15 protein-coding genes and 1 pseudogene are annotated in these 19,352 nt (G+C 55.9%); 8 read left to right on the top strand and 8 right to left on the bottom strand.

All coding sequences use genetic code 11. The features are described 5' to 3' along the window. Nucleotides 1-77 precede the first annotated feature (77 nt). The 5 genes and pseudogenes from DBV39_RS06070 to purN all read right to left on the bottom strand — a co-directional run bounded on the left by DBV39_RS06070 (nucleotide 78) and on the right by purN (nucleotide 6,767). Complete coding sequence (locus DBV39_RS06070; RefSeq protein ID WP_108620771.1) at nucleotides 78-2,375, bottom strand: UvrD-helicase domain-containing protein; 2,298 nt, start codon at nucleotides 2,373-2,375, stop codon at nucleotides 78-80. Then, nucleotides 2,372-3,574, bottom strand: coding sequence for a DesA family fatty acid desaturase (locus tag DBV39_RS06075; protein WP_108620772.1), 1,203 nt, complete (start codon nucleotides 3,572-3,574; stop codon nucleotides 2,372-2,374). Before DBV39_RS06075 ends, DBV39_RS06070 begins: the two co-directional genes overlap by 4 nt. A 198-nt stretch (nucleotides 3,575-3,772) precedes the next feature. Further along, nucleotides 3,773-4,204 (bottom strand): annotated as a pseudogene (locus tag DBV39_RS06080) (transposase); the annotation flags it as partial. Nucleotides 4,205-4,444: 240 nt separating this feature from the next. Beyond that, nucleotides 4,445-5,734, bottom strand: coding sequence for an RsmB/NOP family class I SAM-dependent RNA methyltransferase (locus tag DBV39_RS06085; protein WP_227870838.1), 1,290 nt, complete (start codon nucleotides 5,732-5,734; stop codon nucleotides 4,445-4,447). Nucleotides 5,735-6,107: 373 nt separating this feature from the next. Continuing rightward, nucleotides 6,108-6,767 carry a phosphoribosylglycinamide formyltransferase gene (gene purN / locus DBV39_RS06090; protein ID WP_108620774.1) on the bottom strand — a complete coding sequence of 220 codons (660 nt, stop codon included), beginning with the start codon at nucleotides 6,765-6,767 and terminating at the stop codon, nucleotides 6,108-6,110. 56 nt (nucleotides 6,768-6,823) lie between these two features. Between purN and DBV39_RS06095 the strand changes: the two genes are divergently transcribed. The 6 genes from DBV39_RS06095 to dut all read left to right on the top strand — a co-directional run bounded on the left by DBV39_RS06095 (nucleotide 6,824) and on the right by dut (nucleotide 13,704). Further along, nucleotides 6,824-7,807: a bifunctional riboflavin kinase/FAD synthetase gene (locus DBV39_RS06095; RefSeq protein WP_108620775.1), complete on the top strand. Its 984-nt coding sequence runs from the start codon at nucleotides 6,824-6,826 to the stop codon at nucleotides 7,805-7,807. Then, nucleotides 7,776-10,631 carry an isoleucine--tRNA ligase gene (ileS, locus tag DBV39_RS06100; protein WP_108620776.1) on the top strand — a complete coding sequence of 952 codons (2,856 nt, stop codon included), beginning with the start codon at nucleotides 7,776-7,778 and terminating at the stop codon, nucleotides 10,629-10,631. The genes DBV39_RS06095 and ileS overlap by 32 nt, the downstream gene beginning before the upstream one ends. Further along, on the top strand, nucleotides 10,567-11,103 hold the full coding sequence (gene lspA, locus DBV39_RS06105; RefSeq protein ID WP_108620777.1) for a signal peptidase II: 537 nt from the start codon (nucleotides 10,567-10,569) through the stop codon (nucleotides 11,101-11,103). The genes ileS and lspA overlap by 65 nt, the downstream gene beginning before the upstream one ends. A gap of 134 nt (nucleotides 11,104-11,237) precedes the next feature. Further along, nucleotides 11,238-12,434, top strand: a complete 1,197-nt coding sequence (gene coaBC / locus DBV39_RS06110) for a bifunctional phosphopantothenoylcysteine decarboxylase/phosphopantothenate--cysteine ligase CoaBC (RefSeq protein ID WP_108620778.1) — start codon at nucleotides 11,238-11,240, stop codon at nucleotides 12,432-12,434. A gap of 61 nt (nucleotides 12,435-12,495) precedes the next feature. Next, nucleotides 12,496-13,116, top strand: coding sequence for a DedA family protein (locus DBV39_RS06115; protein ID WP_108620779.1), 621 nt, complete (start codon nucleotides 12,496-12,498; stop codon nucleotides 13,114-13,116). A 135-nt stretch (nucleotides 13,117-13,251) separates the two neighbouring features. Beyond that, entirely contained in the window at nucleotides 13,252-13,704 is a 453-nt protein-coding gene (gene dut, locus DBV39_RS06120) for a dUTP diphosphatase (protein ID WP_108620780.1), read from the top strand. Between the two features lie 159 nt (nucleotides 13,705-13,863). On the opposite strand, the gene clpA is transcribed toward dut, so the two are convergent. Then, nucleotides 13,864-16,197, bottom strand: coding sequence for an ATP-dependent Clp protease ATP-binding subunit ClpA (gene clpA / locus DBV39_RS06125; RefSeq protein ID WP_108623132.1), 2,334 nt, complete (start codon nucleotides 16,195-16,197; stop codon nucleotides 13,864-13,866). 246 nt (nucleotides 16,198-16,443) lie between these two features. Continuing rightward, entirely contained in the window at nucleotides 16,444-16,764 is a 321-nt protein-coding gene (clpS, locus tag DBV39_RS06130; protein ID WP_108623133.1) for an ATP-dependent Clp protease adapter ClpS, read from the bottom strand. Nucleotides 16,765-16,969: 205 nt separating this feature from the next. Between clpS and cspE the strand changes: the two genes are divergently transcribed. Next, entirely contained in the window at nucleotides 16,970-17,212 is a 243-nt protein-coding gene (gene cspE, locus DBV39_RS06135) for a transcription antiterminator/RNA stability regulator CspE (RefSeq protein WP_108620781.1), read from the top strand. Nucleotides 17,213-17,348: 136 nt separating this feature from the next. Continuing rightward, nucleotides 17,349-17,831: a DUF192 domain-containing protein gene (locus tag DBV39_RS06140; RefSeq protein ID WP_108620782.1), complete on the top strand. Its 483-nt coding sequence runs from the start codon at nucleotides 17,349-17,351 to the stop codon at nucleotides 17,829-17,831. A gap of 114 nt (nucleotides 17,832-17,945) precedes the next feature. Here the strand turns inward: DBV39_RS06140 and pcaF are convergent, their stop codons facing one another. After that, nucleotides 17,946-19,154, bottom strand: a complete 1,209-nt coding sequence (gene pcaF / locus DBV39_RS06145; protein ID WP_108623134.1) for a 3-oxoadipyl-CoA thiolase — start codon at nucleotides 19,152-19,154, stop codon at nucleotides 17,946-17,948. Between the last annotated feature and the right edge of the window lie 198 nt (nucleotides 19,155-19,352).

Raw genomic sequence — 19,352 nt, forward strand, 5'->3', positions numbered from 1 at the left:
CAAGAGATAGTCTTGTCATAGACTCCGGGCGCCAAGCGTTGCTCCCGCGCCCGGAAAGTCGGCAGATTGCCGGACAGTCAGGACAATACTGTCAGTTTGGCAATCCCCAAAGCGAGCGTTTTGACCCCGACATCGGCAAAGTTGATCTGGGCCTGTGCGTCAAGTCCCGCACCCGACACCGTCAGCACCGTTCCCTCTCCAAACCGGGGGTGACTGACCTGAAGACCGGCACGGTACTGAACTCCACCGACCTCTACGCCTCTCGCCATCGTCGTTGTGGCGCCCGGTCCTTGAGAAAATCCAGCACCAGATGAGCTTCTTCGACCACTCGTCGCCGTGGACATGGGTGCAAGGTCCAGCCACACATTGTCCGCAGCCCGGGCTGACAACCATTTGAGATGTTCTGGTGGGACTTCCTCAACAAAGCGCGAAGCACGGCTGTACCGGACCTGCCCATGCAGCATGCGGCTTTGAGCAAGCGTCATATACAGACGTTCTCTCGCACGGGTCATCGCCACATACATCAACCGCCGTTCCTCCTGAAGACCATCGCGTTCGTGAATGCTGTTCTCGTGAGGAAACAATCCGTCCTCCAGTCCAGTCAGAAAGACGGCATCAAACTCGAGCCCCTTGGCCGAATGAACCGTCATTAACTGAACCGCCTGCGTACCATCGTCAGCCTGGGCATCACCCGACTCAAGCGATGCGTGTGCCAGAAAGGCAACCAGGGGGCTCAGAGCTTCATCCACGCCATCAGCCTGCCCGATGGCCGGGGCCTGTTCGAAGGGATCAGGTGAGTTTTGATTGATCTGCCGGGGAGTCAGTCCCGCCGGCAAGCCACTAAAGGATTGCTCAATCTCAAAAACCTTGGCGGCCGTCACCAGTTCTTCCAGGTTCTCTAAACGTTCAGAACCGTCACGCTGCGTCTGGTAGTAGGCTCTCAATCCGCTGACTTCGATCATCTCGTCAACAAGTTCGGACAGCGGCAATGTTCTAGAGGCCTCCGTGAGGCGCTGGATCAGACCACAAAACTGAACCAATGAACTGCCGGCCTTGCCTGCCACCCGGGCAACGGCCTGAGCCAGCGGAGTACTGTATGTCCGCGCCTGGTCGGTCAGGTTCTCCAGCGTGCGTGCACCGATGCCGCGCGCAGGAAAGTTCACAACCCGCAAAAAAGAGTTGTCATCATCCAGGCTGGCTGTCAGGCGAAGATAAGCCAGTGCATGCTTGATTTCCTGACGTTCAAAAAATCGCAACCCGCCGTACACTCGATAAGGGATACCCGATGTGAAAAGTGCGTGTTCAAGCACCCGGGACTGGGCATTGCTTCGATACAGAATGGCGATATCGGACCTGGACATGCCATCACGAATCAGCGCCCTGACCTCGTCGACAACCCATTGAGCTTCCTCATGGTCGGATGCCAGCTCCATCACCCGGATCTGTTCACCCTCACCTTGTTCGGTCCAGAGGTTCTTGCCCAGCCTCTCGGTATTGTTGGCGATCAAGGCATTGGCCGCATTGAGGATATGGCCATAAGAACGATAGTTCTGCTCGAGCCGGATGACGTGACCTTTTGCATAGTCACGTTCGAAGTCAACCATGTTGCCGACTCGTGCGCCGCGAAACGCGTAGATGGACTGATCGTCATCACCCACTGCAAACATAAAGCTCCTGGGCCCGGCCAGGCACTGCAACCAGCGGTATTGCAGACGGTTCGTATCCTGAAACTCATCAACCAGAATATGCTGAAAACGCTGCTGGTAGTGCTGACTGATGACCGGATTGCGCTCGAGCAACTCAAGACAACGCAGCAAAAGCTCTGCAAAGTCAACCACGCCCTCACGCTGGCACTGCGCTTCGTACAAGCGGTAAATCTCGACCATGCGCAGCGAATACGGGTCCTGGGCCTGTACGGCATCGGGCCGCAAGCCCTCCTCCTTGCGAGAGGCAATGAACCGCAGGACATCCCTCGGAGGAAACTTGCTTTCATCGAAGTTTCCCGCTTTCAAGATACGCTTGATTGCGGCGAGCTGGTCGGTATTGTCAAGAATCTGAAAAGTCTGTGGAAGATTCGCGTCCCGGTAGTGTGCTCTGAGCAACCGGTTGCACAGTCCGTGGAAAGTCCCCACCCACATGCCACCCACATTGATAGGCAGCATGGCAGCGATGCGCGACTTCATTTCGCGCGCAGCCTTGTTGGTAAATGTGACCGCCAGAATGGCATGTGGACTGATCAGCTTTTGCTGAATCAGCCACACAATGCGTGTTGTCAGAACTCGCGTCTTGCCACTACCGGCCCCTGCAAGAATCAGAGCATGACCATCTTCATGCGTGACAGCCTGGCTCTGATAGGGATTGAGCTGCTCAATCATGCCGCATAGCGGCGCAATCTGATTGCAAACTCCTGGAGGCTTTCAATGCCACTTTGCTGGGCACGGTGACACCATGATTGCAGGTCGTGTAGCAACTGTTCGCTGCTGGCACTGGAGCTTTCCCAGAGTTTGACCAGTTCCTGGCGCATCTGAACCATCACCGACAGTGATTCGGTCTGAGAAAGCGCCTGATTGATGCGCTCGCGTTCAGCAGGTGCCAGCGTCTCTTCTCCACGACCCAGCCAGTGAACCGCCGACTTGATCGCATCAACGTTGACCACTGACTCATCCTTGTTGCTGATGCGCGACACCTCTTCCAGGCACGCCCGCTTCATCAGTCCCGTGTAGCGGGCAAGAATTTCATAGCGGTGCGCAATCACACCCTGGAGGGTACGCAGATCGACGCCTGTCTTGCCACCATCCTCAAGCTTGAGCTTGGGCGCAACCTTGCGAACTTTGGCCAGTCCTAGCGTACGCAGAATCAGGATGTACGTCCACCCGATATCGATCTCGAACCAGCGGCTTGAGAACTTCGCCGATGTACCGTAAGCGTGGTGATTATTGTGCAACTCTTCGCCACCGATCAGCAAGCCGATTGGAAACACATTGGTGCTGGTGTCCGGACTAGCAAAGTTGCGGTACCCCCAATAGTGACCAATCCCATTGACCACACCTGCCGCCCAGAAGGGAATCCAGGCCATCTGGATCGCCCAGACGGTCAGACCGATCGCGCCAAACAATGCAACATCTATCGCCAGCATCAGCAAAATGCCGCCCACGCTGTAACGTGAGTAGATGTTCTTCTCAAGCCAGTCGTTTGGTGTACCGTGACCAAACTTTTTCAGCGTGTCGGATTTGGCGGATTCCTCGCGATAAAGCTCCGCTCCACGGAACAGCACACGCTCGATGCCGTAAATCATCGGAGAATGAGGATCGCCTTCACGTTCACAGCGAGCGTGGTGCTTGCGGTGAATGGCAACCCACTCTTTGGTCACCATGCCGGTGGTCATCCAGAGCCAGAACCGGAAAAAATGTGACACGACAGGGTGCAAGTCGAGTCCCCTGTGCGCCTGTGAGCGATGCAGGTAGAGAGTCACTCCCACGATTGTGATGTGTGTCACCACCAACGTGTAAATGACGATTTCCCACCAGGAGGCTTGGGTCAAACCGCCCGCGGCAAATGAAAGAAGTGCGTCCATATAGGTATCAGTGTCCTGCTAGGGTGTAAAAACAAATCCGAGTGTAGCCGACAAGTTGAATTTTCGATAGAACGAATTTCCTGATGTTATTGCTGTGAATCAAAGAAATAGCGGGAAGTTACCGGTTAGATAGCAATAGCGGGAACTTCCATGACAATAAACTCTTGCACTGCGGGTAACCCGGCGTTTGTCCAGCCTTGACGCGACGAAAGAAGGTTTGAAACGCCAGATCGAGCCGACGCAGGCTTTGCCGCTGCGCTCACCACCTGGATAGGCATCATCCAGTTGCACTTGCCCTTCGAGGGTATAGCGTCTCTCCCTCTGAGCCATGGCACGCCTCAGATTGTGATGCATGAGCCAGCCTGTCGGGTAGCTCACGCCCAGATGGCGTTTGAGCGCCAGTACTGAAAGATCCGTCCTGGCCTGACTGATCAGGCAAATGGCCAGAAACCAGGTGGTCAATGGCAACTTGGTACCCTGCATCACGGTGCCCGCAATGAGTGATGTCTGATGCCGGCAGGCCTGGCATTGAAACAAGGCATGCGTACGACCGCCAGTCTTGCTGTGACTGGACTCATGACAACGTGGGCAGACAAATCCGCTGTGCCAGCGTAACGCTTGAGACAGTGCGTGCCTATGTCGACGCTCAGGAAACCCAAGAGCATGCCCGCAAAACAGTCGCCAAGGCAAATGGCCCAGGGTCACCCATAACCAGACCGACCGCCTGACCCCCTCCTCTCCGGTCGGCTTCGCCTAAAGGTTCGCACGCGAACCAGTCGGACTAGCAAGGGGAATGCGCGGGCAAGTGTTCACATTTCAACACCTGCCGCCTCACCTGCCGTCTCACCTTCCTACGCCTGCAACGGCCCATCAGGCCAGGCTACCTTGCCGCTGCATGACAGCCGCAAAAAATCCATCTGTCCCATGCCAGTCCGGCCTGAAACGCACCATACCCTGGTCATCAACTGCACTGTGCCCGCCTTCGGTCAGCTCCGCCGCAAGCAACGCACGCGCATCAATCAGGGTGAATTCCGGATGACTCTCCAGAAAACGCACCACCTGGGCTTCGTTCTCTTCGGCCAGCACACTGCAGGTCGCATAAACCAGACGTCCGCCCGGTCGAACGCAGATACTGGCTTGCTCGAGAATCAGCGCTTGTTCGATCTGCAACCTGTCGAGCTCATCGGCGCTCTGGCGCCACTTCAGGTCCGGGTTACGGCGCAGCGTGCCAAGACCTGTGCAGGGCGCATCGATCAGCACCCGATGGGCCTTGCCTGCCAGACGACGGACTCGATCATCGCCTTCGGGGCGGATCACAACCGGATGAATGTTACTCAGACCACTACGCGCGAACCGGGGCTTCGCACGGGCCAGCCTGGGCGCCGACACATCGAATGCATACAGACGGCCAGTCGAACGCATCATCGCACCAAGCGCCAATGTCTTGCCCCCCGCGCCCGCGCAAAAGTCGATCACCATTTCCTGCCGTTTCGGATCAACCAGTTTCGCAAGTAACTGCGACCCTTCATCCTGGACTTCCAGCACGCCTTGCTCAAACAGGGCCCAGCGCTGAATAGGTGGATGACCTTTGAGCCTAATTCCGACATCTGAATAAGGGGTTGCCTTTGCATCAAAGCCATGACGCGAGGACTGCGTCAGCATCTCGCGTACCTGAGTCAGTGCACTATCGCGATCCGCCTTGACAGTGTTGACCCGAAGATCGATCGCCGCACTTCGCAAGAACGAACGGGCTAGGCTGTCCGGTTCAGGCATCGCCTGAATTCGCTGTGCGAGCCAGTCAGGCAGGCTGAACCGGACTTCGAATGGTAGTGATTGCTCATCGATCTGTTCACAGCGTTTGACCCACTCTTGCATCGGAGCATCTGCGCCCAGTGTCTGAGAAGCGTCAGGTAGTGTTGCACTCAAACCACGCCAGGCCAGGCAGAGGTTCAACGGGCCTGGTCCACTTTGCGCATCGCGGCGATAGCGGCGCAAGTGCCTCAGCACATCAAACACAGCCTGAGCAATCTCGGCCCGATCCCGCCCACCAAGGTGGCGGTGCTGCCTGAAATAGTATGAAACACATTGATCAGCGGGATGACGCCATTGAAAAATATCTTCCAGCAAACTGGCCACTTGCTGGGGACGACCGATGCGCAAATTGACGGTCGATTTTTCAACGTCTCTGGAGCCGGGCCTGGAACCACTCTTCCTGTCAACATGCGATTTCGACGCACCGTCCGGACGCTTGCCACCTGTTGAAGCCGCCCCAGGTTTTCCGACATGACGGTTCTGTTGCGCACGTGCGGGGGCGATTGCTCACCGGTCTTGATGCTCTGACGATGATGTGATGCAGAAGTGGGCGATGTGGATGAACCCGGCGACACAGTCGACCTCGTCTGGCGGTCTGGCGTGGCCACCGGTGCGGATGCTACGCCACCAGAGCCTGGCGTGCGCCGGGCTCTGGTGAACCGGTCAGCCAGTCCTTGCCCTGATCTGGACCGAGACGGGTTACGGCTTGCACGATCTGATTTCACGCTTGATACCCCTTGATATGCCGGTGCTCAACGCCCCGGACATGGACTTTGTTGTGCTGGTCAAGACTGACGCGGCCCCGCGCAAGCCATTCGATAACCTGCGGATAGAGCCGGTGCTCTAGCAATTGAACTCGCCTGGCAAGTGAATCGGGCGTATCCTGCGGTTCGATTTCAAGCGCGGCCTGCGCAATGATCGGCCCATGGTCAAGCTCGGCCGTAACAAAGTGAACCGTGCACCCGTGCCAGCCTACACCACTTTCAATTGCGCGCGCATGGGAATGTAGCCCTGTGAACGCTGGCAACAGAGAAGGATGAATGTTAACCATCCGACTCTCGAACTGTCTGACAAACCCTTCAGTAAGGATTCGCATAAACCCTGCCAGAATGACATATTCCGGCATGCTCTCCTGAATCAATTCAGCCAGAGCAGCATCAAAAGCTTCACGGCTGGCAAAATCCCTGTGCGACAGAACAGCAGTCTCTATTCCCTGCTCTCTTGCCCATTGCAGACCTGGCGCATCTGCCTGATTCGAAATGACCCTGACAAACTCGGCCGGCACATTGTGCTCTCGGCACGAGCGCACAATCTCGCGCAAATTGGTGCCCTGACCGGAAATCAGCACCACAAAACGACAAATTTCAGAAGCAGGTTGCATGCAAACGAGGATTTAGACAGTAGTTGAATGCGCCAGATTGTAAACTTACGCTCGACATGAAACCGATTCGCATCATCCGGCACCTACCTTGCCCCCATCCCCTGCCCCCTTGTGCACTGACCATCGGGAACTTTGATGGCGTCCATCGCGGCCACCAGGCTATGCTTGCCAAGGCTGTGCAGGCAGCCGAACAACGTTCTCTGATTCCCAGTGCGATGACGTTTGAGCCGCACCCCAAGTCGTATTTTGCGAAATTACTTGGAAAGCCCGAGATCGCACCATTGCGCATCAACGGATTACGCGACCGCATTCAGGGTCTGGCTCGGGCAGGCATCGAACAAATCGCGCTTCTGAGATTCAACCAGGCGATGGCCAGGATGAGTCCCGATGCTTTCGTGCGAGATCTGCTGATCAAGCAACTCAACGTCCGCTGGCTGATTGTCGGTGCAGACTTTCGCTACGGCCATTCGCGTGCCGGCAACACCAGTACGCTGCGTGAGGCCAGTGAACAATACGATTTCGACTTTGAGATTCTTCAGGACGTACGCGATGAGTCAGGCGATCGTGTGTCGAGCTCCAACCTCAGGCTGGCGCTGGCCTGCGCTGACATGAGCGCAGCCAGCAATCTGATCGGCCGGCCTTACCAGATCAGTGGCCACGTCCTGCACGGACAGAAACTCGGCCGTACACTTGGTTTTCCGACAATGAACGTGCGGGTACCGTCCAACTGCGCAATCCGGTTCGGCATTTACGTGGTTCAGGTCCGCGGTCTGGGCCCCAATGCCATGCCTGGCATCGCGAGTCTGGGCGTACGCCCGACGGTGACCAACAGCAAGGACGTTCTACTAGAGACCCATCTGATCGATGCAAATGTCGATGCCTACGGTAAACTCGTAGAGATCGACATCCTGCAACACGTGCGGGATGAAGCAAAATTCCCGGATCTTCCCACTCTGACCGCGGCCATGCAGCAAGACAGGCAGCACGCGGTCAACTACTTTGCGCAAAATGGACTACAAAACTACGCTGAATCTGACTGACACCACCTTTCCAATGCGCGGTAACCTGCCGCAACGCGAACCGCAATGGGTATCGCAATGGGAAGAGAATGGCATTTACAAGGCCATTCGGCAGGCCAGCGACGGTCGACCCAAGTTCATCCTGCACGACGGGCCTCCGTATGCGAATGGATCTATTCATATCGGACACGCAGTCAACAAGATCCTGAAGGACATCATCGTCAAGAGCCGGAACATGGCTGGCTATGATGCCCATTATGTTCCTGGATGGGACTGTCACGGCATGCCGATCGAGATCCAGATCGAAAAGAAGTTTGGCAAATCCCTGCCTGTCGCCGAGGTGCAGTCCAAAGCACGCGCCTACGCCTACGAGCAGATCGAGAGCCAGAAACACGATTTCAAACGACTCGGTGTGCTGGGACAGTGGGACAACCCCTATCTCACGATGAACTTCAAGAACGAAGCCAACGAAATCCGGGTACTTGGGCGCATTCTTGAGAAGGGATACGTGTTTCGTGGACTGAAGCCTGTGAACTGGTGCTTTGACTGCGGCTCTGCACTGGCCGAGGCGGAAGTCGAATACGCGGACAGGACTGATCCGGCAATTGACGTTGCGTTTCCATTTGCAGATCCACAGGCCGTAGCGAGTGCTTTCGGGGTGCCATCCGTTTCCAGCGGTGCAATCGTCATCTGGACCACCACCCCGTGGACAATTCCGTCGAACCAGGCACTAAACCTCCACCCTGAAGTCGTCTATGCACTGGTCCGTCTGAACCAGAGTCACGCAAGCGGCGAGCACCTGATCCTCGCCAGGGAGCGGGTCGAACCTTGTCTGCAGGAATGGGGTCTTGCGGGCGAGATCATTGCAACCTGCAATGGATCTGACCTCGAAGGACTTCAGTTCCGTCACCCTCTCGCACAACTGCACGCGGGATACGACCGCACGTCACCTGTCTACCTGGGCGATTACGTTACTACAGACACTGGAACGGGCGTGGTTCACTCGGCACCCTCTTATGGTGTTGAGGACTTCGTTTCTTGCAAAGCCCATGGCATGCAGGATAAGGACATCCTGAATCCGGTCATGGGCGATGGTCACTACGCTGAAAGCTTGCCGCTTTTTGGTGGGCAACTGATCTGGAAGGCCAATCCGGCGATCGTCAAGGCACTCGAACAAGCTGGGACACTGATTAAACATGAGCCTCATCAGCACAGCTATATGCATTGCTGGCGACACAAAACGCCCGTGATCTACCGGGCAACCAGCCAGTGGTTTGCTGGCATGGATATCACCCCGAATGAAGGCGGCGACACCTTGCGCGAAAGCGCTCTCAAGGCCATTGACGAAACAGCCTTCTACCCGTCATGGGGCCGCGCTCGCCTGCACAACATGATCGCGAATCGTCCCGACTGGACACTGTCGCGTCAGCGCCAGTGGGGCGTCCCGATGGCGTTTTTTGTTCACAAGGAAACGGGTGATCTGCACCCAGATACGCCGCGCCTGCTTGAAGAGGTTGCCAAACGGGTTGAAAAGGACGGCATTGAAGCCTGGCAGAACATGGACACGACCGATTTGCTGGGTGACGAAGCCAGACATTACGAAAAAAACCGCGACACCCTTGATGTCTGGTTTGACTCCGGATCAACCCATTCGACCGTAATCGGTGGCCCTGAGAATGCCCAGGATGGCTCTCACGGGGAACTGCTGCAATGGCCTGCCGATCTTTACCTTGAAGGCTCAGATCAGCACCGCGGCTGGTTTCATTCGTCCCTGCTAACCGGATGCATGCTTTACGGACGCGCCCCTTACAAAGGCCTGCTCACGCATGGTTTCGTGGTGGACGGGCATGGCCGCAAGATGAGCAAGTCTGTTGGCAATGTCGTTGCACCGCAGGAAGTCTCTGACGCACTGGGTGCGGAGATCCTCAGGCTGTGGGTCGGCAGCACCGACTATGCAGGTGAACTGTCGATCTCCAAGGAAATTCTGAAACGTGTAGTCGAGGGCTATCGTCGAATCCGCAACACTCTGCGGTTTCTGCTGGCCAACCTGTCGGACTTCAAGGCCACTCAGCACAGCATCCCGGCACCGGATCTGCTCGAGATCGATCGTTATGCGATCGCCATGACTCAATCCATGCAGCAGGAAGTCCTGGCCCATTACGAACAGTATGACTTCCATCCTGCGGTCTCACGACTGCAGCACTTCTGCTCGGAGGACCTTGGAGCGTTCTACCTCGATGTCCTCAAAGATCGCCTCTACACCAGCGCACCTTCAAGCCACGCTCGCCGTAGCGCACAGACTGCGATCTTTCATATTACACAATCACTGCTCAAGCTGATGGCGCCCATTCTTTCCTTCACCGCTGAGGAGGCCTGGCAAGTGCTGCAGCAGGAAGGCGTCCTCAACGTTGAAGATGTTCCGTCCCAGAAGACCATCTTCGCGCAGTGCTACCACACTATGCCTGCACTCGACAATGCACAGGATCTGAACAGCAAGTGGTCCAGGGTGAGAGAAATCCGCGCACAGGTACAGAAAGACCTCGAGGTATTGCGCACGGACGGCAAGATCGGCGCATCGCTGCAGGCCGAGATCCAGATAGAGTGCGGACCAGTTGACGCAGAGATCCTGAATAGCGTGGGTGATCAGCTAAAGTTTGTCTTGATTGTATCGAGTGCAACAGTAGTCAGCGGTCCGGGCGATGAGATCCGGGTGCTCGCTCGCGCAAGCGAACACACCAAGTGCGCGCGCTGCTGGCACTACGTAGCGGATGTAGGCAGTGATGCAAACCATCCGGATATCTGCGCTCGCTGCGTGTCAAACCTGGCCGAGGCCTCGGGTGGCTAGGTGGCTGGGTCTGGCTGCACTGATTGTCATTCTGGATCAGGTGACCAAGTGGTGGGTTGAACTGACATTTGACTTTGCAGAGCGCATCCCTGTTCTTCCCGTTTTCGACCTGACACTGGTCTACAACACTGGTGCAGCATTCAGTTTTCTGGCAGGCGGATCCGGCTGGCAGCGCTGGTTGCTCGCGAGCATTGCAGTAATTGCTATCATCGTGATCAGCTGGATGATTCGACGCTACCAGGATCAGACGCGCTTTGTCTTGGCGTTAACGCTGATACTGGCCGGAGCGATTGGTAATCTGATTGATCGGATTCTGCTTGGACATGTCATCGACTTTCTGTTGCTGCACTGGCGTGGCTGGTACTATCCGGCATTCAATGTTGCAGACATGTCGATCACATTCGGAGCCATCCTGATCATCTACGATGAATGGGTACGGTGGCGCCAGCAAAAAGACTCGGACCGACAATAAGCTGATGCGAACGAATCAGGGCGAAGGGAGCAGTGTCTGGTTCAACCCTGTGCTGCTCACGATACGTGAATCGGAACCACATGCAGCCGGATGGCGTCAACTTGATACAACACGATTTAAAGCGGAGCACCGGCATGAGAGACCTCCAAGGCAGACACATTGTCCTAGGGCTGACAGGCGGTGTCGCCTGTTACAAAAGTGCTGAACTGGTTCGAAGACTGATTGACCATGGCGCGACAGTTGATGTCGTGATGACTGAATCGGCCTGCCGTTTCATTACACCAGTCACATTTCAGGCGCTGTCTGGCAGAACCGTCTACACAGACCTCTGGGACAACCGCATGGCCAACAACATGGCCCACATCGATTTGACGCGCGCAGCCGATGTTGTGCTGGTTGCCCCTGCGACGGCTGACTTCATGGGCAAGCTGGCCAATGGACTGGCTGATGACCTCCTGACCACACTCTGCATGGCCAGTCCGCGTGACATTTTGGTGGCGCCTGCCATGAATCGCGAAATGTGGCTTGCGCCCGCCACACAGAGAAACGCCAGCCAGCTGCGTGAAGACCGTGTACAAATTCTTGGTCCAGCAGAGGGTAGCCAGGCATGCGGTGAAGTCGGTGATGGCCGCATGCTGGAGCCACATGAACTGCTGGCAGCCGTGATTGCATACTTTCAACCGAAGCCACTGGCTGGCAGCCGAGTGCTCATCACCGCAGGACCAACATGCGAGCCCATTGATCCTGTGCGGGTGATTACCAACCGATCGTCAGGCAAAACCGGTTACGCGCTCGCCCAGGCCGCATACGAGTATGGCGCCACGGTTCAGCTTGTATCTGGCCCCACTGCCCTGGCCTGTCCACCAGGCGTGGAGCGCATCCCGGTCCAGACTGCTGTTCAGATGCGCGATGCTGTGATGCAGCGCGTGGACGACGCTGACATCTTCATCGCTGTAGCCGCCGTCGCAGACTGGCGGGTCGAGAACCAATCCAGCGAGAAACTCAAGAAAAAGGACGGTCAACCACCTGCTTTGCATTTTGTGCAGAACCCTGACATTCTGGCTGAAGTGGCCGCGCGCCCGGATGCGCCATGGTGCGTTGGATTCGCAGCCGAAACCACGCTGGATCCCGAGATGGCGCAAGAGAAGCGTCGGCGCAAGGGTGTGCCAATGCTCATCGGCAACCTTGCTCAGCACGTCATGGATGCTGACCACACCACAGTGGAACTCTTTGACGATGAGGGCATGATCAATCTGGGCTCAGGCGAGAAGCTCGAGATCGCCAGACGAATCGTGCAAGAGATTGCACAGCGCTATGTCAGGCCGCACTGAGCGCGGTAGAAGGTGCTTCAGAATATCTGCCTTGATTGATTTCAGCCAAATCTAGAAAACCATGCAAGAGTATCTGGACCAGATTCAGCTTTTTATCCAGACCAATCAGGTCTGGGCCGGTCCAATCATCGGATTGCTCACATTTGGGGAGTCTTTGCTGATCGTTGGCGTGCTCATCCCCGCGACGACCTTGCTATTCTTTGCAGGTGGACTCGTAGGATCAGGGACGCTTGAGCCCATGCCTCTCCTGGTCTGGGGGTCACTCGGTGCCATACTGGGAGATGCTGCCTCGTACGCACTCGGTCGGTGGACTGGCCCGTCCCTCCTGAGGTGGAAAATACTCAAGCGCCACCGAACCAGTGTGGCGAGGGCCCGACTGTTCTTTTATCGTTATGGATTCATGGCTGTATTTGTCGGGCGATTTCTGGGCCCACTGCGCAGTACCGTGCCCGCAGTCGCCGGCGTAATGGGCATGTCACACTGGCGCTTCCAGATTGCAAACATCACGTCTTCAATCGCCTGGGTACCGGCATTGCTGGCACCGGGCTTTCTAACCGCAAAAAGTCTGTCAACCGCGCAGCAAACAAGCGAACTGGGGCTGTACATTGCCGGTGGACTCTCATTGGTCATCGGTGTTGGACTGTTTTATCTTTTTGTCCGCAAACGACCATCCAAACGCTGACCCAGCTGCTCAGGGGATAGTCGGATGCGCTCGATTGGAGAGCTCGGCTTGCGTTGCCTGGTTCCTCACCGATCCGTCCACCCAGCCCGACCATTTCAATCAACCCTTAAGCGACTAACCGAAGCGAGCAGATACATGGTTCCTGTTTCATTAAAAATTCTTGACCAACGGATGCGTGAGCACCTCCCAGCCTACGCGACTGAAGGATCCGCTGGCATGGACCTGCGCGCCTGCCTTGAGCAGGCTGTCACAATCGAACCCGGTCAGACGATTCTGGTTCCGACAGGACTATCCATTCATATCGGCGACCCAGACTACGCGGCAGTCATCCTGCCAAGATCAGGACTCGGGCACAAAAATGGAATCGTGCTGGGCAATCTGGTGGGGTTGATTGATTCGGACTACCAGGGCCCTCTCATGGTCTCGGCCTGGAACCGGTCACAAACACCTTTTGTGCTTGAACCCATGGAGCGGCTTGCACAACTAGTCATTGTTCCAGTTGCTCGTGCGCAGTTTGAACTCGTAGACGACTTCAGTCAGGTTTCAAACCGGGGTCAGGGGGGATTTGGAAGCACGGGGACACGGTAAACACCCTGCGAACAGGGTATTAGCAAACTGGACAGCCCGGACTGGCCCTTGAAATGAGACATAAGGCCAATCCGGATCGTGATCCTGTTACTACACCGAGAGACATGATAAAAAGAAGACGCATCGTCCCCAAAGCCGGACCACGCGTCTTCTTTTCACTTACTCGTGCACGAGCTCCTTGTCTGACTTTGGCTTGGAACGTACGGATTTTGGTGTTGCAGACTCGTCTTCGATGTCGAGCTTAACCTTGCCATCTTCATCGATATCAAGTGTCACGCTTCCACCATTGACCAGTCGACCAAACAATAGCTCGTCTGCCAGGGCACGGCGCAGCATGTCCTGAATCAGGCGTTGCATCGGACGGGCCCCCATCAGCGGATCAAATCCATGCTCGGCCAGATAGTCACGCAAACGTTGAGTGAAACTGGCGTCTACGCGCTTCTCGTGCAACTGGTCTTCGAGCTGCATCAGGAACTTGTCAACCACACGCAAAATGATGTCCTGGTTCAGCGCGCTGAAGTGAACAATGGCATCAAGACGGTTCCTGAACTCAGGCGAGAACAGGCGCTTGATGTCAGCCATCTCGTCGCCACTGGCTCGGGAGTTGGAGAACCCGATTGTGGGCTTGCTCATCGCCTCTGCACCAGCATTGGTCGTCATAATCAAGATCACGTTTCGGAAGTCTGCCTTGCGGCCGTTGTTATCAGTCAATGTGCCATGATCCATGACCTGAAGCAGGATGTTAAAGACGTCCGGATGCGCCTTCTCGATCTCGTCAAGCAACAAGACACAGTGTGGCTGTTTGCTGATCGCTTCGGTCAGCAATCCTCCCTGGTCAAATCCGACGTATCCGGGTGGCGCACCGATCAATCGGGAGACTGTGTGTCTTTCCATGTACTCAGACATGTCGAAACGAACCAGTTCGATGCCGAGCGTAAACGCGAGTTGCTTTGCAACTTCGGTTTTGCCCACGCCGGTCGGCCCTGAAAAGAGGAACGCACCGATTGGCTTGTCCGGTTTTCCAAGACCTGAACGAGCCATCTTGATGGCAGCCGACAGAGCCTCGATCGCCGTCTCTTGTCCAAACACCGTGGTCTTGAGATCGCGCTCGAGTGTTGCAAGCTTGCTACGATCATCCGTCGAAACGCTTTGCGGCGGAATACGGGCAATCTTGCTTACGATCGACTCGATCTCATGCTTGCCAATCACTTTTTTCTGCTTAGAGCGAGGCAACAGGCGTTGTGCTGCACCTGCTTCATCAATCACATCAATCGCCTTGTCTGGCAGATGTCTGTCGCTGATATGGCGCGAAGAGAGCTCTGCTGCTGCAGTGAGTGCTGCCGCTGAATACTTCACACCGTGATGCGACTCGAAACGTGTCTTCAGCCCGCGCAGGATCTGGACCGTCTGCTCAACTGAAGGTTCGTTGATATCGACCTTCTGGAATCGCCGCGACAGCGCTGCATCTTTCTCGAAGATGCCACGGTACTCGGTGTAGGTAGTCGCACCGATACAGCGCAATTGACCTGCCGACAGAGCCGGCTTGAGCAGGTTCGAAGCATCCAGCGTGCCGCCCGAGGCAGATCCCGCCCCGATGAGCGTGTGAATTTCGTCAATAAACAGAATGGCGTCAGGATTACTCTTGATCTGCTTGAGAATCGCCTTAAGTCGCTGTTCAAAATCCCCACGGTACTTGGTTCCAGCCAGCAGTGCCCCCATATCAAGCGCAAACACCTTGGCCTGTGCAAGGACTTCAGGGACTTCGCCGCGAGTGATGCGATAGGCAAGCCCTTCTGCAATGGCGGTCTTGCCAACACCTGCCTCACCCACGAGCAACGGATTGTTCTTTCTGCGCCGACAGAGGATCTGAATCACCCGCTCAACCTCGTGATCACGGCCGATCAACGGATCAATCTTGCCAGCCAGGGCTGATGCGTTCAGATCCTGAGCATACTGATCAAGCGGTGACTGACGGTTCTCCGCGCCAGGCTGACTTTCCTCACCGCCACTTGCAGCATCGCGAGGTGCGCTCTGAGGCGACTCCGGAGTCTGCTGGTTCTTGGTGATGCCATGCGATAGAAAATTCACCACATCCAGACGCGATATCCCCTGCTGCTGCAGGTAATACACCGCATGGGAATCTTTCTCGCCATAAATGGCGACCAGAACATTGGCACCCGTCACCGGCTTCTTGGAGGTTCCACCTGCCGAGACATGCATGATGGCCCGCTGGATCACTCGCTGAAACCCGAGGGTCGGCTGTGTGTCAACCTCCCCACCCTCCGGAATCACCGGCGTGTTGTCGGAAACAAATTTGCGCAAGTTCTGGCGCAATTCATCAACGTTGGCTGCACAAGCCTTCAGAACCTCGAGCGCAGCGGCATTGTCCAGCAGGGCCAGCAACAGGTGCTCAACGGTAATGAACTCATGGCGTGCCGAACGAGCTTCAACAAACGCCATATGCAAGCTAACTTCAAGTTCTTGGGAAATCACATTTCCTCCCGTTGCGTCTAAACCCAATTCCGTGACCTTGGCCACGCAGATATTTCTTAGATCATCTCACACTGTTTTGGTTGCGTCGCCAGAAAACTCATCGGGGAAAACCAGACACCCTGTACACATTTTCTGATTACAGGACGTCTGACACACATCCTCGTAAGACTCCCTGAGCACAACCACTAAAGGAACTGACATGATCACATACTCGATTCGATTCTATGCCTTAATCCCCACAAACGGCTAATCCCCCACTGGCTCCATGACGCATTGCAGAGGATGCTGCCGGGATCTGGCAAACTGTAAAACCTGGGTAATACGAGTCGCCGCCACATCGTGTGGATAGACCCCGCACACACCCCTGCCTTCATGATGCACCTGCAGCATGATCTTCATCGCCTCCTCTTCGGACTTGCCAAAAAACCGCTGCAACACATGGACGACGAACTCCATGGGGGTGTAGTCATCATTAAGCAGAATCACCCGATACATCGGAGGTGGTTTAGTGCGACTGGCCTGCTTTTCAAGCAGAACACCGCTGGATGAGCTATAGCGTGTAGCCATGATGAATTCAAACAACTCCATTTGGTAACGAATACCAGTTTAAATGGACTGACGCCTACGAGAAAACCCGATAACCACTTGACGAATGTAACAAGTATGTCGCATATTTCCTGAAGGCCTTGAACAACCCACTATGTTCCTGGCGTCGGAAGGACAGCAATGGTCTGTCCTTGCAGAATCACCCCCGTAACAAGAGGCAGTCGTCATGTCAGACTCGACCAACCCGTCCGCAGAGTTCCCCACCACCAGCACGGGCACCGTCAAGTGGTTCAATGATGCCAAAGGCTTTGGCTTTATCACCCCCGACGACGGCGGGGAAGACCTGTTTGCACATTTCTCTTCCATCCAGATGAATGGATTCAAGACACTGAAGGAAGGTCAGAAAGTCAACTTCGAGGTGACGCAGGGACCTAAAGGCAAACAAGCCGTTAATATAACGGCTGGCTAAACTTCGGGTTGTATAACCCTGAATCCGCATGTCTGAACACGCTCACACCGTACCGCACCGACCGGTGGGTCCAGCACTGCCTGACGCCCTGACCAAACCCAGGCGAGACGCGCACCTACGCACACGAAAACCGTCAATGTTCAGACATGCAACGCCAGCCAGAGGCCTGACCAGCATTTTAAAAGCATTTGCCACACTAGTGAGCGTGACGGTCATCGCTTCGATCGCCCACGCCCAGCCGGTACAGGCCAGTCTACCAACTCAGGACTTGTACGCGGGCATGCACCGGATCGTTACCGAAGTGGCTGCTTCGCCGGATCAGCGGGCCATCGGACTGATGGGACGCAAATCCCTGCCGGACAATCATGGAATGCTGTTCGTTTTTGAGTCGCCACAACGGCAGTGCTTCTGGATGGAACAAACATTTGTTCCGCTTTCAATCGCCTTCCTGAAAGAAGACGGGACCATCACGAACATCGAACACATGGAGCCCCTGAGTCGGGCCTCACACTGCTCGAGTGAGCCCGTCAGGCTTGCACTGGAAGTCAACCAGGGATGGTTTGAACAGCGCAATATCAAGTCAGGCATGCAGATCAGAGGGTTGCCAGGCAAGCAATAAGTAAACCCCGCAGTATCCGCATACAACACCCCACAGCAGAACGGGGCTGGGGGAGTGATCCCCCAGCCCCGCTATCACTGCCTGAGAGGCTACCAGCCGTTCAATTGACGCTGATCAGACGCGCTCAACCACCATCGCAATCCCTTGCCCGACACCGATACACATAGTGCACAATGCATAGCGTCCGCCCGTACGGTGCAACTGGTTGACAGCTGTCATCACCAGACGTGCACCACTGGCACCAAGCGGATGGCCCAGCGCGATAGCGCCACCGTTCGGATTGACACGAGGATCATCATCGGCGACACCGAGTTCACGTAAAGTGGCCAGGCCCTGGGCAGCAAACGCCTCGTTGAGTTCGATGACATCCATCTGGTCAATGGTCATGCCCAGGCTAGCAAGCAGCTTCTTCGAAGCAGGTGCGGGTCCGATACCCATGATCCGTGGCTCCACACCGGCTGTCGTCATGCCGATGACACGCGCCCGTGCAGTCAACCCATGCGCCTTGACGGCCTCGCCACTGGCAAGAATCATCGCAACCGAGCCATCGTTCACACCAGACGCATTACCTGCCGTCACCGTTCCACCTTCACGCACGACAGGCTTGAGCTTGGCGAGTGACTCTATAGTCGTCTGGCGAGGATGCTCGTCACGCGAAACAACTACCGGATCGCCTTTGCGCTGCGGAATCGACACAGGCGTGATTTCCTGATCGAAAAAACCGTTGTCCTGTGCCGCCGCGGTTTTAGTCTGGCTGGCCAGTGCAAACTTGTCCTGGTCTTCACGAGAGATGTTGAATTGATCGGCAACGTTCTCTGCTGTCTCGGGCATCGAGTCAACGCCGTACTGGGCTTTCATCAGTTTGTTGACAAACCGCCACCCGATGGTTGTGTCATAAATTGCAGCGGACCGTGAAAACGCCGTGTCGGCCTTACCCATGACGAACGGGGCGCGACTCATGCTCTCAACACCGCCAGCGATCACTAGTGAGGCCTCGCCTGTCTTGATGGCGCGCGCAGCCGTACCAACTGCGTCCATGCCTGAACCGCAAAGGCGGTTGATCGTGCCACCCGGCACATCGACCGGCAATCCAGACAGCAAACCAGCCATCCTCGCCACGTTACGGTTGTCCTCTCCAGCCTGGTTGGCGCACCCATAGAGAACCTCGTCAACCTGACTCCAGTCCACATTAGGGTTGCGCGCCATCAGAGCTTTGATTGGAATGGCAGCCAGATCATCCGTGCGTACCTGGGAGAGCGCACCGCCGTAGCGCCCGATCGGTGTGCGAAGTGCGTCACAAATGAATGCTTCTTTGATTGACATCTTGAGTCCCCTGATAAATTTGATTCTGATGTCCGACCCTGGACTACGCGCGTCCACTTTACAGGCCAGACCACCAACCACCACCGATGAACGATTTCAGACCTGCCACAGACAGCGACCGTCGACACAGTGATCGCCTCATCATAGTGAAAAAAACGCCAGCAAGGTGCTGGCGTCAGTTACATCGTGTCAGCCAGT

This window comes from Orrella marina, from assembly GCF_003058465.1.
Taxonomy (GTDB): domain Bacteria; phylum Pseudomonadota; class Gammaproteobacteria; order Burkholderiales; family Burkholderiaceae_B; genus Algicoccus; species Algicoccus marinus.

Coding starts and splice junctions, on each gene's coding strand:
- DBV39_RS06070 (WP_108620771.1), bottom strand. CDS start 2,375: ATGATTGAGCAGCTCAATCCCTATCAGAGCCAGGCTGTCACGCATGAA.
- DBV39_RS06075 (WP_108620772.1), bottom strand. CDS start 3,574: ATGGACGCACTTCTTTCATTTGCCGCGGGCGGTTTGACCCAAGCCTCC.
- purN (WP_108620774.1), bottom strand. CDS start 6,767: ATGCAACCTGCTTCTGAAATTTGTCGTTTTGTGGTGCTGATTTCCGGT.
- DBV39_RS06095 (WP_108620775.1), top strand. CDS start 6,824: ATGAAACCGATTCGCATCATCCGGCACCTACCTTGCCCCCATCCCCTG.
- ileS (WP_108620776.1), top strand. CDS start 7,776: ATGGACTACAAAACTACGCTGAATCTGACTGACACCACCTTTCCAATG.
- lspA (WP_108620777.1), top strand. CDS start 10,567: ATGCAAACCATCCGGATATCTGCGCTCGCTGCGTGTCAAACCTGGCCG.
- coaBC (WP_108620778.1), top strand. CDS start 11,238: ATGAGAGACCTCCAAGGCAGACACATTGTCCTAGGGCTGACAGGCGGT.
- DBV39_RS06115 (WP_108620779.1), top strand. CDS start 12,496: ATGCAAGAGTATCTGGACCAGATTCAGCTTTTTATCCAGACCAATCAG.
- dut (WP_108620780.1), top strand. CDS start 13,252: ATGGTTCCTGTTTCATTAAAAATTCTTGACCAACGGATGCGTGAGCAC.
- clpS (WP_108623133.1), bottom strand. CDS start 16,764: ATGGCTACACGCTATAGCTCATCCAGCGGTGTTCTGCTTGAAAAGCAG.
- cspE (WP_108620781.1), top strand. CDS start 16,970: ATGTCAGACTCGACCAACCCGTCCGCAGAGTTCCCCACCACCAGCACG.
- DBV39_RS06140 (WP_108620782.1), top strand. CDS start 17,349: ATGTTCAGACATGCAACGCCAGCCAGAGGCCTGACCAGCATTTTAAAA.
- pcaF (WP_108623134.1), bottom strand. CDS start 19,154: ATGTCAATCAAAGAAGCATTCATTTGTGACGCACTTCGCACACCGATC.